The sequence below is a fragment of the Klebsiella quasivariicola genome (assembly GCF_002269255.1).
GTDB classification, from domain to species: domain Bacteria; phylum Pseudomonadota; class Gammaproteobacteria; order Enterobacterales; family Enterobacteriaceae; genus Klebsiella; species Klebsiella quasivariicola.
In genome coordinates, this window is sequence record NZ_CP022823.1 from 1512088 (window position 1) to 1526644 (window position 14557).

20 protein-coding genes are annotated in these 14557 nt (G+C 56.3%); 18 read left to right on the forward strand and 2 right to left on the reverse strand.

Annotated elements, in window-relative coordinates; translation table 11 throughout:
• The first annotated feature begins 1 nt into the window (after nt 1).
• The 13 genes from B8P98_RS07700 (at nt 2) to B8P98_RS07760 (ending at nt 9534) form a co-directional block, all read left to right on the forward strand.
• Nucleotides 2-283 (forward strand): hypothetical protein, encoded by a 282-nt coding sequence (locus B8P98_RS07700; RefSeq protein ID WP_021553505.1) that lies wholly within the window; start codon nt 2-4, stop codon nt 281-283.
• Nucleotides 284-381: 98 nt separating this feature from the next.
• Nucleotides 382-696 (forward strand): phage tail assembly protein, encoded by a 315-nt coding sequence (locus B8P98_RS07705; protein WP_000084225.1) that lies wholly within the window; start codon nt 382-384, stop codon nt 694-696.
• Nucleotides 662-799 (forward strand): GpE family phage tail protein, encoded by a 138-nt coding sequence (locus B8P98_RS07710; RefSeq protein ID WP_095032859.1) that lies wholly within the window; start codon nt 662-664, stop codon nt 797-799. The genes B8P98_RS07705 and B8P98_RS07710 overlap by 35 nt, the downstream gene beginning before the upstream one ends.
• Before the next feature lie 92 nt (nt 800-891).
• A complete protein-coding gene (locus tag B8P98_RS07715) occupies nt 892-3357 on the forward strand; it encodes a phage tail tape measure protein (RefSeq protein ID WP_006687302.1) in 2466 nt (821 codons plus the stop codon).
• Nucleotides 3357-4241: a phage tail protein gene (locus tag B8P98_RS07720; RefSeq protein ID WP_006687304.1), complete on the forward strand. Its 885-nt coding sequence runs from the start codon at nt 3357-3359 to the stop codon at nt 4239-4241. The genes B8P98_RS07715 and B8P98_RS07720 overlap by 1 nt, the downstream gene beginning before the upstream one ends.
• Nucleotides 4241-4453 (forward strand): tail protein X, encoded by a 213-nt coding sequence (locus B8P98_RS07725; RefSeq protein ID WP_021544461.1) that lies wholly within the window; start codon nt 4241-4243, stop codon nt 4451-4453. The genes B8P98_RS07720 and B8P98_RS07725 overlap by 1 nt, the downstream gene beginning before the upstream one ends.
• A complete protein-coding gene (locus B8P98_RS07730; protein WP_032195639.1) occupies nt 4441-5610 on the forward strand; it encodes a phage late control D family protein in 1170 nt (389 codons plus the stop codon). Before B8P98_RS07725 ends, B8P98_RS07730 begins: the two co-directional genes overlap by 13 nt.
• Nucleotides 5610-6122 carry a phage baseplate assembly protein V gene (locus B8P98_RS07735; RefSeq protein WP_006687308.1) on the forward strand — a complete coding sequence of 171 codons (513 nt, stop codon included), beginning with the start codon at nt 5610-5612 and terminating at the stop codon, nt 6120-6122. Before B8P98_RS07730 ends, B8P98_RS07735 begins: the two co-directional genes overlap by 1 nt.
• A 54-nt stretch (nt 6123-6176) precedes the next feature.
• A complete protein-coding gene (locus B8P98_RS07740) occupies nt 6177-6524 on the forward strand; it encodes a GPW/gp25 family protein (RefSeq protein WP_000859115.1) in 348 nt (115 codons plus the stop codon).
• On the forward strand, nt 6515-7618 hold the full coding sequence (locus B8P98_RS07745) for a baseplate assembly protein (RefSeq protein WP_032195637.1): 1104 nt from the start codon (nt 6515-6517) through the stop codon (nt 7616-7618). Before B8P98_RS07740 ends, B8P98_RS07745 begins: the two co-directional genes overlap by 10 nt.
• Complete coding sequence (locus tag B8P98_RS07750; protein ID WP_006687313.1) at nt 7611-8189, forward strand: phage tail protein I; 579 nt, start codon at nt 7611-7613, stop codon at nt 8187-8189. Before B8P98_RS07745 ends, B8P98_RS07750 begins: the two co-directional genes overlap by 8 nt.
• A gap of 2 nt (nt 8190-8191) precedes the next feature.
• The gene (locus tag B8P98_RS31875; protein ID WP_323807387.1) at nt 8192-9352 is read left to right on the forward strand and encodes a glycine-rich domain-containing protein; all 1161 of its coding nucleotides are present in this window, start codon (nt 8192-8194) and stop codon (nt 9350-9352) included.
• Nucleotides 9352-9534: a hypothetical protein gene (locus tag B8P98_RS07760; protein WP_050485498.1), complete on the forward strand. Its 183-nt coding sequence runs from the start codon at nt 9352-9354 to the stop codon at nt 9532-9534. The genes B8P98_RS31875 and B8P98_RS07760 overlap by 1 nt, the downstream gene beginning before the upstream one ends.
• Here the strand turns inward: B8P98_RS07760 and B8P98_RS07765 are convergent.
• Together B8P98_RS07765 and B8P98_RS07770 are read right to left on the reverse strand one after the other, a co-directional pair.
• Nucleotides 9515-9946: a tail fiber assembly protein gene (locus B8P98_RS07765; RefSeq protein WP_032195635.1), complete on the reverse strand. Its 432-nt coding sequence runs from the start codon at nt 9944-9946 to the stop codon at nt 9515-9517. The genes B8P98_RS07760 and B8P98_RS07765 overlap by 20 nt on opposite strands.
• Before the next feature lie 2 nt (nt 9947-9948).
• Nucleotides 9949-10392 (reverse strand): gp53-like domain-containing protein, encoded by a 444-nt coding sequence (locus B8P98_RS07770; protein ID WP_032195634.1) that lies wholly within the window; start codon nt 10390-10392, stop codon nt 9949-9951.
• Between B8P98_RS07770 and B8P98_RS07775 the strand changes: the two genes are divergently transcribed.
• The 5 genes from B8P98_RS07775 (at nt 10382) to eutK (ending at nt 14523) form a co-directional block, all read left to right on the forward strand.
• Entirely contained in the window at nt 10382-10963 is a 582-nt protein-coding gene (locus B8P98_RS07775; RefSeq protein ID WP_006686032.1) for a recombinase family protein, read from the forward strand. The two genes, B8P98_RS07770 and B8P98_RS07775, sit on opposite strands and share 11 nt — an antisense overlap.
• A gap of 115 nt (nt 10964-11078) precedes the next feature.
• The gene (eutB, locus tag B8P98_RS07780) at nt 11079-12440 is read left to right on the forward strand and encodes an ethanolamine ammonia-lyase subunit alpha (protein ID WP_025711457.1); all 1362 of its coding nucleotides are present in this window, start codon (nt 11079-11081) and stop codon (nt 12438-12440) included.
• A gap of 20 nt (nt 12441-12460) precedes the next feature.
• A complete protein-coding gene (gene eutC, locus B8P98_RS07785; protein ID WP_080896872.1) occupies nt 12461-13357 on the forward strand; it encodes an ethanolamine ammonia-lyase subunit EutC in 897 nt (298 codons plus the stop codon).
• 9 nt (nt 13358-13366) lie between these two features.
• Nucleotides 13367-14026 carry an ethanolamine utilization microcompartment protein EutL gene (eutL, locus tag B8P98_RS07790; protein ID WP_025711455.1) on the forward strand — a complete coding sequence of 220 codons (660 nt, stop codon included), beginning with the start codon at nt 13367-13369 and terminating at the stop codon, nt 14024-14026.
• 11 nt (nt 14027-14037) lie between these two features.
• Nucleotides 14038-14523, forward strand: a complete 486-nt coding sequence (eutK, locus tag B8P98_RS07795) for an ethanolamine utilization microcompartment protein EutK (protein ID WP_025711454.1) — start codon at nt 14038-14040, stop codon at nt 14521-14523.
• Nucleotides 14524-14557: the final 34 nt, after the last annotated feature.

The following is a 14557-nucleotide window of genomic DNA, read 5'->3' on the forward strand; positions in this document are numbered from 1 at the left end:
GGTGACCGTCGAGATTGAAGATAAAGGCGGGAACTGTGGTTCGATTGGCATGGGGAATGGTACGTGGTTTACCATCCTTGATATTTCAGGGGTGGAAAACCTTTTTAATACCCAGAAAACCAATGACCCGATTGACTGCACACGCTCCAAAGCACGAAAGCTCGCTGACCTGATTGAGGCATGGGAGCCACCTGACCACTGGTTCACCGGCATCGGCAAATCTGAAGGAAAGGTACTTCTTATCGCCTTCCTGCGTAACTGCAAAGGCTTTCGCACTCACTGATATCACAGGGGCTTCGGCCCCTTTCTTCTTAATCCCCTTTAATATCTGCCAGTCCCACCACCAGACATACTGCTCTGAACTTACACAGGAGCACGATCATGTCACAAACCCAATCCGATACTTTTAAGCTGTCTTACCCCTTCACCACCGCTGCTGGCACCAGAGTTGAGCAGGTTGAACTGAAACGCCTGACGGTCAAAGACCTGAAGCAGGTGCGCAAAATCAGTAAAGACCCGGCTGACTGGGACGAGCCGCTGATTGCCCGTAGCACCGGTATTCTTCCGGAAGACCTCGATAATATGGATCTTGCCGACTACATGGAGCTGCAGAAACGATTTCAGCAAGTCACTGGGCTGGGCAAGAGCGACGAAAACGCTGATGCAGGCGCAGGGGCTGCTGGCGAGGTGGTTTAGATTTCAGCCGGGGGAGATTGATGCCCTCGATACTGACGATCTGGAGATGTGGCTGGAGCAGGCTGAAGTGCAAATCAGAAGCGAGTTCGGCGATAATCATTAACTCCTCATCACTTAACAGCCGCTACTCGCGGCTGTTCTGCATGGCTCTCAGACATTTTCCTTCCGTTTTTCCGCTTTCAGAGGATAACCACCGTGGCCAGTGAATTTTCAGTCGGCGTCATTATTGGCGGCATTGTCGGGAGTAGCTTCCGCTCAGCCGTCAGCGGTACCCGACGCGCCCTTGATTCCCTGGGCGATACATCGCGCCGCCTGCAGGAACGCCAAAACGCCTTAACCCGTGCAACAGAACGCTATGGTCAGTTGGGTTCTTCCCGGATGCAGCGCCTCAACAGCGACCTGCTGCGGGTAAGCCGCACAATGGAGCAAATTGAGCGCCAGCAGCGCCGTCTGTCGGCGGTGTCGGCCACCAGTGATGCGCTGAAGTCCAACCGTATGGCGCTCTATGGTCAGGGAGCAGAGACTTACGGCATCGCCCGAACGCTGGGTGCACCGGTCATGGCCTCAGTCAAACAATATGCCTCGTTTGAATCGCAGTTGCGGGATATCAGTGTCACTGGTGATCTGGATTCAAGGCAGGAACGTGCAATTGGCCTGGCTATCAGACAGGCCTCGCTGAAGGTTAACCAACTGCAGGAGTCTCTGTTAGGGGGAGTCGGACAATTAGTTGCTGATGGTATGGCCCCCGAACGGGCAGCAACGTTTGCAGAGATGCTTGGAAAGACCGCTACAGCAACCAAAGCCGATATGACCGACCTTGCCAAAATGACTTATGCCTTCAGCGATGCACTCAGAATCACTGATGCGAAAGAACTTGAACAGGCATTTGGTATTGCGGCAACAGGAGCCAAACTTGGGTCATTTGAGCTGAAGGATATGGCAAAAGCATTACCCGGTATGGCTAAAGCCTTCGCTGCTCGTGGTATTTATGGAAAAGATGCGATTACCCAGATCGTCGCCAGTCTGGAAGTTGGTAAAGGCAGCGGCTCAGCGGAAGAGGCCGTCACCAATATGTCAAACTGGCTGGCGGCGATGGGGCGCGGAGATACCATCCAGAAATATGCTAAAGCCGGGGTGGATTACCAGGGGTCAATGCAGAATTACGTCGCTCAGGGCTTCTCACAGTATGAAGCCTCACTGATGATTGCCAACCGTTTTATCGACGGTAAAGGTAAGGCGTTTTTACAGCAATGGAAAGCAGCAGGCTCAAGAGGCGATCAGGAAGGCCAGCAGAAGCTAATGGAGTCATTTGGTCTGGCAGAAGTCTTCACTGATATTCAGACCGTTAACCATTTACTGTCAATGCGTCAGGGCTGGGATAAATACCTTTCCAGCAAGCAGGAAATGAATACCCCGTCAGCAATGTCTACGCTGGATAAGGATGCTGCAAAACAAAATAATACGCTCGAAGGTCGTTGGCGCAGAACTCAGATTGGTTTTAACGAGGCAGCCATCAGCATTGGTGAGTCACTACGCCCGGCCTTGATCCAACTGGGTGAGACTTTTATTCCTTTAATGGACAGTGTCGGCAAATGGATAGCGGCAAACCCGCAAATCGTCAGCGGCACCATAAAGGTTGTAGGAGCATTACTCGCTTTCAAGATGGCCACTATCGGTCTCAAGCTGGGGCTGAATCTCCTTATTTCCCCCTTTGTTAACGTCTGGAAAAATGCCGTTTTACTGCGGGCCAACTGGCTTCGACTGTCGCTTGCACTCGGTGAAGGCGGTAAGCTCCGCTGGCTGGTGACCGGCTTCAGCGCCGTCGCCAGAGGAGCCAGAACACTGGGTGGTGTGCTGTCAGGTGGGCTGGTTCGCGGCATTATGATCGCCGGGCGGGCCGTTCTCTGGATTGGCCGGGCGCTGCTGATGAATCCCATTGGTCTCGCCATCACCGCCGTCGCGGCAGCAGCTTACCTTATTTATCGCAACTGGGGCGCAGTCAGTAGCTGGTTTAAACAGCGCTGGGCTGACATTAAAGAGGCGTTTAATGGCGGTGTCGTGGGGATTGGTAAGCTGCTGATTAACTGGTCGCCGGTTGGTCTGCTCTATAAAGCCTTTGCGGCTGCGCTGAAATACCTCGGTGTTGATCTGCCAGCGAAGTTCACCGACTTCGGTGGCCATCTTATCGACGGGTTAATAAACGGCATCAAAAACAAATGGGAGTCGCTCAAAACTACCGTCACAGACATGGGCGACAGTGTTGGCGGCTGGTTTAAGGAAAAGCTGGGCATTCATTCGCCGAGCCGTGTGTTTATAGGCTTTGGTGACAACATTGCGCAGGGGGCCGCTATCGGCCTGCAGCGCACCACACCACTTGCTGCACTGGCCGGGCAGCGTCTGGCCACTGAAATGACACCGGATGTTCCCCGTATCCCGTCGCCGGAAATCATGGCGGCGGGATATTCAGGTCGTGGCGCAGCTGCAACTGGCAGCGGAACATCTGGCGGTATCCAGGTCAGCTTTAATCCTCAGTTTTTCCTCAATGGCAAAGAAACCGCAGCGCCTGACGGGTTGACCGGCGTACTGAATATGAGCCTGCATGAGCTGGAGAAAATGCTGGAGCGTCTGCTGGCTCAGCAACAACGCAGGAGGTACAGCTGATGTTTGCAGTATTGGGTGATATTGAGTTTGAACTGATTACCTACTGGGACGGCTTCGAGGTCACGTTCGGCGTCGATTATGCGGAGCATCCCCGTATCGAGGGTAAGCCCGGCCTGCAGTTCGTTGGCGATAAGCTGGACGAAATCCAGATAAGCCTGGTCTTCCATCAGCACTATTGTGTGCCCGACGTGGAGCTGGCGAGACTGCGAACGGCCATGAAGGCCCATCAAGCGCTGGCGCTGGTCTTCGGCAACGGTGACTATCGCGGCTGGTTCGTGATTACCGATGTTACTGCGACCAGCGAGCAGACCGACAGCACCGGCAACGTGCTGGCCGTCAATGCCACCGCGTCTCTCCGGGAGTACATCGGCGACCCGAAAAACCCGCTACAGCCACCCGCAATACGCACGCAGGTTCCCGGCGTCGGGGCGGTCTCCGGTGCCGTTCCTTCACCTTCCGGGGTAGCGCAGTACGTCCGCGACGGCGTCAACTACGCCAAACAGGCGCAGTCTGTTCTCCAGACCACCATCAGTGCCGTTCGGGTGGCGCAGAAAATGAAGGATAACCCCGCCGTTGCACTGACCCGCGTACCGGGGTTGATGAGCGGGCTGGGCAACGTGTCCGGGGCGTTGGGTCAAAGCGTTCCGGCATTTAATGCGCTTTCTGAATCCATGCCTGATGCCATCAGTCTGGCCAGAGCCACCAGTGATGCGGCCACGTATGTACAACAGGCACAGTCTTCACTGAGCGGCGTGGACGGCAGCAATATCGCAGCGGCGCTGGATGCCGTTTCCGGGCAGCTTAACTCCGCCAGCACCACCTTCACCCGTATGTCGCCGGGGTTAAGCACCATGGCAGCCAAAATTCTGGCGAGGAGTGTGTGATGTTTCTTGAACATGTCACCCGTGACGGAGAGCGCTGGGACTCTCTCGCATGGCAGTACTACGGCGACCCGCTGGGCTATCCCCGGATAATTGCCGCCAATCCACACGTGGCCATCACGCCGGTGCTGCCCTCCGGGCTGTTGTTACTGATTCCGGTTATCGAGGCTGAAGAAGCCAGTACAGAAGAGGATATTGCCCCATGGCTGAGATAAACAGCCCTGCACAAGCCGCATCAGCGTTAACCGGCGTCAGCGATGTTCTGAGTCCGGTGTTCACGCTATGGTATCTGCAGAAGAACATCACCACCGATATCGCCCCCTATGTCACCCGCGTAACCTACAGCGATAACATCAAAAGCGAGTCCGATACCATTGAGGTGGAACTGGACGACACCGATGGCCGCTGGCTGGATAAGTGGTATCCGGGCAAGGGTGACACGCTGACGCTGAAAATGGGTTATCAGGGCGAGAAGCTGCTGTCCTGCGGTACGTTCTCTATAGACGAGATCGAGGTGAGTTCGCCCGCGTCCGTTGTCGCTATCCGGGGCGTGGCCACGTCGGTCAACAACGCCCTGCGGACAAAATCCAGTCGTGGTTTCGAGAGCACCACGCTGGCGGCCATCGCCGGACGGATTGCCAAAAAGCATCAGCTGAAGCTGGTTGGCAGTATTGAGTCCATCAAAATTGACCGGGTGACCCAGTATGCTGAAACGGACGTGGGCTTCCTGCGCCGACTGGCCAGCGAGTATGGTTATGCCGTGAAAGTGGTCAGCGACCAGCTGGTTTTTTCTCATCTTGCCACGTTACGCGGTCAGGAGCCGATCAGGCAGTTAAAGCCGCAGGATGTGGACAGCTTTTCCCTGCGTGACACCATCAACCGCGTCTACAAATCCGCGAAGGTAAAACACCAGAAGAGCAGCGATAAAAAGCTGATCGTTTATGAAGCTGATGGCGGTACCAGCGAAAGCGACAAACAAACCAAAGGCGGTAAGGTCACCAGTGCCGACTCACTGAAGGTCAACAGCCGCGTCAGTGATCCGGACAGCGCCCGGATTAAAGCAGATTCGGCGCTGGCCAGGCATAACGAATACCAGCAGAACGGCTCGCTGACGCTGATGGGGACGCCTCAGTTGACTGCAGGCAACAAAATTGAACTGGTGGGTTTTGGTCAGTTATCCGGGCCATGGCTGATAACTACTGCCCGCCATGCGTTTGACCGTAACAGCGGCTACATCACCGAACTGGAAGTGGCACGAGGGCCGGTTACGCAGGGCAAAGCGAAGAAAGGTAAAAAGACCGGAAAAACCCAGACGCTGACCGTCTATAAACCGGACGGCAGCACGTCCACGGTAATAAAGGAGAAAAAATAATGACAGGCGTCACTCGTCAGGTCGGTACGGTCAGCGCCGTCGATGCCGACAAGGTTCAGGCCCGCGTTCGTCTGCCGGAATGCGATAACCTGCGCACTAACTGGCTTAACGTGCTGCAGCGCAATACCCAGGATAACAAGGATTACTGGCTCCCTGACGTGGGGGAGCAGGTTGAAGTGCTGCTCGATGCCAACGGCGAGGATGGTGTCATTCTGGGCGCGGTGTACTCAGAAGTCGATAAACCGCCGTTCAGCGACAAACATGTCCGGGGCACGAAATACGCGGATGGCGCAGAGTTCAGCTATAACCGTGCGACCCATACGCTGACAGTCAAAGGTGGTATCGAGCATGTGGTGATCGAGGTTGCAGTGGGTATCAGCCTGAAGGGGAAAACCATTGATTTGACCGCTGACACCACCACGGTGAACGGCAACCTTGAAATCAACGGCAATGCCCACTCGACAGGCAGCATGCTCTCTGACGGCCCGAACTCTAATCACCATTCCCACTGACCTTCTTAAACGCCTTTAATATCGGCGTTCCCGCACAGGGGCAATACTGCCCCCATGAAAACAACCTCAGTATTCTGGCAACCGGCTCTGCAGGCCCCTGGCGAAATCGTCCGGGGGCTGGATGATATCTGGCAGGCCATTCAAATCATCCTGCGTACTCCTCGCGGCAGCGACCCGCATCGCCCGGAGTTCGGCAGCAATCTGCACCTTTATATCGACTGGCCTATTGACCGGGCTATTCCGCATGTGGTGCGCGAATCCGTCGATGCCATTCGCCGCTGGGAGCCTCGCTGCCAGCTTATGTCGGTTAAACCCGCCGTCGACGGCGAACATCTTACGCTCCGGGTGAGCTGGAAAGGCTCTGACGGACAACCCCGGACTCAGGAGTTGCTATGGCGCTGACAGAACCCGATTTTATTGAACGTGATGCTGACAAAATCACGGCTGAAATGATTGCACAGTACGAAGCCGCAACTGGCAAGACGCTATACCCCGCTCAGGCTGAGCGCCTGTTGATTGACCTGTGGGCATACCGCGAAATGCTGGTCAGGGTGGCGGCGCAGGAAGCGGCCAAACAGAATCTGGTCGCCTTTGCCCGTGAGCCGATGATTGATTACCTCGGTGAACTGGTTGGTGTATACCGACTGGCCGCGCAGCCTGCCACCACCACGCTCCAGTTCTCCGTGGATGAGGAACTGGCCATTGATGTGCTGATTCCGGCAGGTACCCGCGTCAGCGCTTCCGACAGCATTATTTTTGCAACCGATACGGACGTAGTGCTGAAAGCCGGATTGCTGCTTGTCAATGCCACGGCCACCTGTACCGAGCCGGGAGCCGCAGGCAACGGCTGGCAGCCTGCGCAGGTCCGTCAGTTGCTCGATGAGATTGATAACGTCGACCTGCAGGTGACCAATATGGCGGCCAGTTCTGGCGGTTCTGAGCAGGAAGACAATGACAGGCTCCGCGAGCGTATCAAACTGGCCCCGGAATCATTCACCAACGCCGGAAGCCGTATGGCATACCGCTTTCATGCCATGCAGGCCCATCCCAATATTGTCGATGTTGCCGTGCTTTCCCCGGTTCCCGGCACTGTAGAACTGTATCCGCTGCTCAGCACCGGCTTGCCGGACGACAGCATCCTTACGCTTGTAGAGAGTTTATGCTCGGACGAAAAAGTCAGGCCGCTCACTGATACCGTGCGGGCTAAAACACCTGTGCAGGTGGATTACGCCATTGAAGCCAACATCACTATCTATCGTGACCAGGATGCTAACTCTATAAAGGACAACGCCAACAGCGCCATACAGAACTGGGTAGCGTCCCGTACCGCCACGCTGGGGCGCGATATTGTCCCCAGCCAGATTATCAGCGTGCTGTCCGTTGCCGGGGTCTACCAGGTCGAACTGGTGACACCGGTGCTGAAGGTGGTGGCAGAAAACGAATGGGCAAACTGCACGGCGATCACTCTTAACATGACCGGGGTGTCCGATGGCTGAGCCGCTACAACTCCCGCCGCCGCTTGAGGGTGATATCAGCCTCAGAACGCTGGGAAAACTGGCCGGGCGGCTGGATAACATCGACCTGAGCGTACTGATGGTCTATCTCGTCGATATCGTCGACAGTTCCGCGCTGCCATGGCTGGGCGAGCAGTTCTCGCTGTTTGGCGATGGCTGGGAGCTGGCGGAATCGGACGATGTACGCCGCATGCTTATCAAATCTGCTATCGAGCTGCACCGCTATAAAGGGACGCCGTGGTCAATCCGGGAAATTATCCGCCGTTTCGGCTTCGGCGAAGTGGATCTGATTGAAGGCACTGGCCAGATTGGCTACGACGGCAAACACACGTACAACGGGCTTTTCGTCCATGGCGATGCAGAAGCCTGGGCGGTCTATCGCGTCATCCTTCAGCAGCCCATTACTAACGATCAGGCAGCACTTTTACGCCAGACGCTCGCTGCCTTTGCTCCGGCCCGCTGCCATCTGGCGAGCCTTGAGTATCAGTCTGTCGCCATTCGCTACAACAACACCGTCAACTATGACGGTAGCTATAACCACGGGAGCAGTTAATTATGGCAAACCTACCTGAAACCCCGCAGTGGGAAGAAGGCATCTACCAGATTGAGGTCTCTGACCCCGTTCTGGGTGGGCCTGACGGAATTTCTAACCGTCAGGGTAAACAACTGGCCAGCCGCACGCTGTACCTGAAGCAACAGGTTGAAAAAGGCGGTTCTGATCTTGCGAAACACATCGCGGCAGCAGACCCGCATACCCAGTACGCACCGAAAGCCAGCCCGACATTCACCGGCACGCCAACAGCGCCCACGCCTGCAAATAGCGATAACAGCAAGAAGCTGGCGACGACTGAGTTTGTGGCCAAAGCACTTGCAGCGCTTGCAGGCAGCGCCCCTGAGACGCTGGATACGCTTAAAGAGCTGGCGGATGCCCTCGGTAACGATCCGAATTTTGCGACCACGGTGCTTAACAAACTGGCGGAGAAGCTGGCCAAAGACCAGAACGGCGCAGATATTCCTGACCCGGCGCTCTTTGTCAAAAACCTTGGTTTGGGAGATGCGAGCGGATACGTTGGTAGGCTGCTAAAAATACAGGTATTCACTGCCAGCGGGACAGTGACAAAAACGCCAGGCGCAAAAAAATGGCGAATTAAATGTCTCGGTGGGGGGGGCGGCAGTTCAGCTGCACCGGCAACGGGTAGTAACGAGGTTTCCGTGAGTAACGGGGGCGGCGCAGGGGCATATGCTGAGGGCATTTATGACGTATCGTCAATAACAACGGCGTCAGTCGTCATCGGTTCAGGCGGTGCAGGAGGAACGGCGGATTCAATATACGGCGCTGACGGCGGAGCTAGCTCAGTTGGTTCGTTTATTTCATCGCCCGGCGGGAAAGTTGGATTACCCGCCGGCCCGGCAAACCCACCATTTCAGCCCGTGGCCAATACTAACAGCGATGGCCCGACTGGGTGGAATATTGTCGGCTCATCTGGAGCAGGGGCAGAACCAGCCGTAGCTGTTACATATAGCTATGCCGCTGGCTCGCGTGGTTCAAATAGTATATTTGGGGTAGGCGGATCGATTCCTGCAATTAATGACCCGGCAAATCCCGGTGGGGGCTATGGTTCTGGAGCATCCGGCTGTTCGAATGGCTCATCCCAACCAGCTAAATCAGGCGCAGCGGGACGCCCGGGAATCGTAATCATTGAGGAGCTGGCATAATGAGTAATTATGCGCTAGTTAAAAATGGCGTCGTTGAAAATGTTGTTGTATGGGATGGCACTGGAGACATTTTCGATGATTATATTACTGTGAATATTGACGACATATCGGCTGGTATCGACTGGACATATGACGGAGAGGCATTTGCCCCTCCGCCAGAAATTACTCCGCAGGAGGCGTAGGCCATTCAATATCTGGCGCACCGGAAGTATCGACCAGCTCCAGTGCGTCCAGATAATCCAGCCACAAATTATATTGCACCAGTTCCTCACCTTTCAGGCGACCAATCGCCGCTTTACCAGGCCATTGCTTACTGTTTATGTATTCGTTGACCTGATTAATCAATTGCTGCTTTTTCAGTTCGGCTGCGGCAATTTGTTCCTCATGAGTTGGCGGTGGAATATCAATCCATGCAGGCATTCCGTCGATGACACCTCTGTATTTTCCTTCTGGTGCTTCCTTCATAAATTCGGCAGCAACAGTGTCGTCAATTTCGATTCCATCATCGGGCCATTCGCCGGATTCCTGATAAGCGATTTTAAGCTCCACAGGGAAAAACGCATTTTTATCGGCACTGAAAATATATTTCTGCATTTCTACCGTCCTATCGAAATATAACTGAATCTGTATTGCTGTGAGATATCACTGGTTGCCACACGCCACGCTGAATTACTGATATGTTCAAAATTTACAGACAAAACCTGCGGGGCAGGAATCGACGGGTCTGACTGAACGGCATCAGACATAACACTGACTGAAACCATCGGCTGATTAGGGAATGGTATAGGGAAGTGTCCACTGATAAAGCGGGTCGTGTTTCCTGCAAAAGTGCCAAACTGAACAATATATCCACCTGGTAGCCTGAACCATCCCGAACCAGAAGCGAATGCTCCCATATCCGGTATCTGATTATCTCCTGTGCCCACATCCCTTTTCGCCGCTTCTCCCAAACCAAGGTTTTTGGAAAAGCAGTTACACATAGTGAAATCTGTAAAAATCCTCCCACCGCGACATAGAGGAGGAGAATTGATGGCCGTCATTGGTTATATCCGCGTATCAACAATCGACCAGAACAGCGATTTACAGCGTAATGCACTCATAAGTGCAAACTGTGACCGCATTTTTGAAGACCGTATGAGTGGAAAAGTTGCCAGCCGTCCCGGTCTGAAACGCGCTTTAAAGTGCGTTAATAGCGGAGACACCCTGGTCGTGTGGAAACTGGACAGGCTGGGGCGCAGCGTTAAGAACCTGATCGCACTGATATCAGAGTTACATGAACGCGGTGCCCACTTCCGCTCTTTAACAGACAGTATTGATACCAGCACTTCCATGGGGCGCTTCTTTTTCCACGTGATGTCGGCACTGGCGGAGATGGAACGCGAGCTAATCGTCGAACGAACAGTGGCCGGGCTGGCAGCAGCCAGAGCACAAGGACGCGTAGGTGGAAGGCCCAACGCATTAAAACTGCATGAACGAGAGCAGATTGGGCGGCTATTGGCGAAGGGGCACACCCGCCAGCAGTTGGCCATTATCTATGGTGTAGGGTTATCGACGCTTTACCGATACTTTCCGGTGGATGGTCAGAGGAAGGATAACGCAGTAGGAATGTAATTCTTTTGCGAATATTGAAACGCCGCAGCGATGCCATTTATCTCACGGAAATGGGCGCATTTATCGCGCGGCGCATCATGAAATCACTCGCATTTCCTTCCTGAGGGAACGACTTATGAAACTAAAGACCACATTGTTCGGCAATGTTTATCAGTTTAAGGATGTAAAAGAGGTACTGGCGAAAGCCAACGAACTACGTTCGGGGGATGTGCTGGCGGGCGTGGCAGCGGAGAGTTCGCAGCAGCGCGTGGCGGCCAAGCAGGTGTTGTCGGAGATGACGGTGGCGGATATCCGCAATAACCCGGTGATCCCGTACGAGGAGGACTGCGTGACGCGCCTGATTCAGGACGATGTCAACGAAACCGCCTATAACCGCATCAAAAACTGGACCATCAGCGACCTGCGTGAATACGTGCTGAGCGATGAAACCTCCGTGGACGACATCGCCTTCACGCGCAAGGGGTTAACCTCAGAAGTGGTGGCGGCAGTGGCCAAGATCTGCTCCAACGCCGATCTGATCTACGGCGGCAAAAAAATGCCGGTGATCAAAAAAGCCAATACCACCATCGGTCTGCCGGGAACCTTCAGCTGCCGCCTGCAGCCGAACGACACCCGTGACGATGTGCAGAGTATTGCTGCGCAAATCTATGAAGGGCTTTCTTTTGGCGCGGGCGACGCGGTGATCGGCGTTAACCCGGTCACTGACGACGTGGAGAACCTGAGCCGGGTGCTGGATACGGTGTACGGGGTTATCGACAAGTTTGCCATTCCTACCCAGGGCTGCGTGCTGGCGCACGTCACCACCCAGATTGAAGCCATCCGCCGCGGCGCGCCGGGCGGGCTGATTTTCCAGAGCATCTGCGGCAGCGAAAAAGGGCTCAAAGAGTTCGGCGTCGAGCTGGCAATGCTTGATGAAGCGCGGGCGGTGGGGGCGGAGTTTAACCGTATCGCCGGGGAGAACTGCCTCTATTTTGAAACCGGGCAGGGCTCGGCGCTCTCCGCGGGCGCTAACTTCGGCGCCGATCAGGTGACGATGGAAGCGCGTAACTATGGCCTGGCGCGGCACTACGATCCGTTCCTGGTGAATACCGTGGTGGGCTTTATCGGGCCGGAGTACCTCTATAACGACCGGCAAATTATTCGCGCCGGGCTGGAAGACCACTTTATGGGCAAGCTGAGCGGCATCTCGATGGGCTGCGACTGCTGCTACACCAACCATGCCGATGCCGACCAGAACCTCAACGAAAACCTGATGATCCTGCTGGCGACCGCTGGCTGCAACTACATCATGGGGATGCCGCTCGGCGACGACATCATGCTCAACTACCAGACCACCGCCTTCCACGACACTGCGACCGTGCGCCAGCTGCTGGGCCTGCGGCCGTCGCCGGAGTTTGAACGCTGGCTGGAAACGATGGGCATTATGGCAAATGGTCGCCTGACCAAACGGGCGGGCGATCCGTCACTGTTCTTCTGATGACGCGGGGATGACACACCATGGATCAAAAACAAATCGAAGACATTGTACGCAGCGTAATGGCGTCAATGGGACAACCACAGCCGCAGGCCCCCGCAGCGTCAACGCCGGCCTGTGAAACGAAATCGTGCGCAGCCGATGTCCCGGCGGAGAGCTGCGCGCTGGATCTGGGCTCAGCAGAAGCGAAAGCCTGGATTGGCGTACAAAACCCGCATCGCCCTGAGGTGCTCACCGAGCTGCGGCGCAGCACCGCGGCACGCGTCTGCACCGGTCGCGCCGGGCCGCGTCCGCGCACCCTGGCGCTGCTGCGCTTCCTGGCGGATCACTCGCGTTCGAAAGACACAGTGCTCAAAGAGGTACCAGAGGCGTGGGTGAAAGCGCAGGGGCTGCTGGAAGTGCATTCGGAAATTAGCGACAAAAATCACTACCTGACGCGCCCCGATCTGGGACGCCGTCTCAGTCCGGAGGCCATCGATGCGTTGAAGGCGCAGTGCGTGATGGATCCGGATGTGCAGGTGGTGGTCTCCGATGGCCTGTCGACGGATGCCATCACCGCCAACTATGAAGAGATCCTGCCGCCGCTGCTTGCCGGCCTGAAGCAGGCGGGGCTGAAGGTCGGCACACCGTTCTTCGTCCGCTATGGCCGCGTCAAGATTGAAGATCAGATCGGCGAGATCCTCGGCGCGAAGGTGGTGATCCTGCTGGTTGGCGAGCGCCCGGGGCTCGGCCAGTCGGAGAGCCTCTCCTGCTACGCGGTCTACTCCCCGCGGGTGGCCACCACCGTTGAGGCCGACCGGACCTGTATTTCCAATATCCACCAGGGCGGCACCCCGCCGGTAGAAGCCGCCGCGGTGATCGTGGATTTAGCCAAACGCATGCTGGAGCAGAAAGCCTCCGGCATCAATATGAGCCGTTAAGGAGGCATCATGCCAGCATTAGATTTGATTCGACCCTCAGTCACCGCCATGCGCGTGATTGCCTCGGTGAACGACGGTTTTGCGCGCGAACTGAAATTACCGCCGCATATACGGAGTCTCGGGCTCATCACGGCAGATTCGGATGACGTGACGTATATTGCCGCCGACGAAGCGACCAAACAGGCGATGGTGGAAGTGGTCTATGGCCGCTCTCTGTACGCCGGCGCGGCCCACGGCCCGTCGCCTACTGCCGGCGAAGTGCTGATTATGCTGGGTGGCCCAAACCCGGCGGAAGTTCGCGCCGGGCTGGATGCGATGGTGGCGCATATTGAAAGCGGGGCGGCGTTCCAGTGGGCCAACGACGCGCAAGATACTGCCTTTCTGGCGCATGTGGTGTCGCGTACCGGCTCTTACCTTTCATCGACCGCTGGCATCGCGCTGGGGGATCCGATCGCCTATCTGGTGGCGCCGCCGCTGGAAGCGACGTTCGGCATCGATGCGGCGATGAAGTCGGCCGACGTCCAGCTGGTGACCTACGTGCCGCCGCCGTCGGAAACCAACTATTCGGCCGCCTTTTTGACGGGAAGTCAGGCCGCTTGTAAAGCCGCCTGTAATGCCTTTACCGACGCCGTACTCGATATTGCCCGTCATCCTGTACAGCGTGCGTAATGGAGGGAGCGATGATCAATGCGCTGGGATTGCTCGAAGTGGAGGGTATGGTCGCTGCTGTAGACGCCGCGGATGCCATGCTCAAGGCGGCCAATGTGCGCCTGCTTAGTCACGAAGTGCTTGACCCCGGCAGGTTAACGCTGGTGGTGGAGGGCGACCTGGCGGCCTGTCGCGCCGCGCTGGATGCCGGGGCCGCCGCTGCCCGGCGTACCGGCTGCGTGATCAGCCGGCGGGAAATTGGCCGGCCGGAAGAAGATACTCAGCGGCTGATAGGCGGCTTTCAGCCACCGCCGCCCGCGCCCCAGCCGCCTGCTGACACGGCATCATCGGAAGCGTTACTGACGCTGCTGGCTTCAGTTCGTCAGGGCATGACGGCCGGCGAGGTGGCCGCGCATTTTGCCTGGCCGCTGGATAAGGCCCGCCAGGCGCTGGAGCAGCTCTTTTCCGCAGGGACGCTACGAAAACGCAGTAGCCGCTATCGTCTCAAAAATCCATAACCTGTCGGAGGTGCCGGGAGCGGCTTGCCCCCGG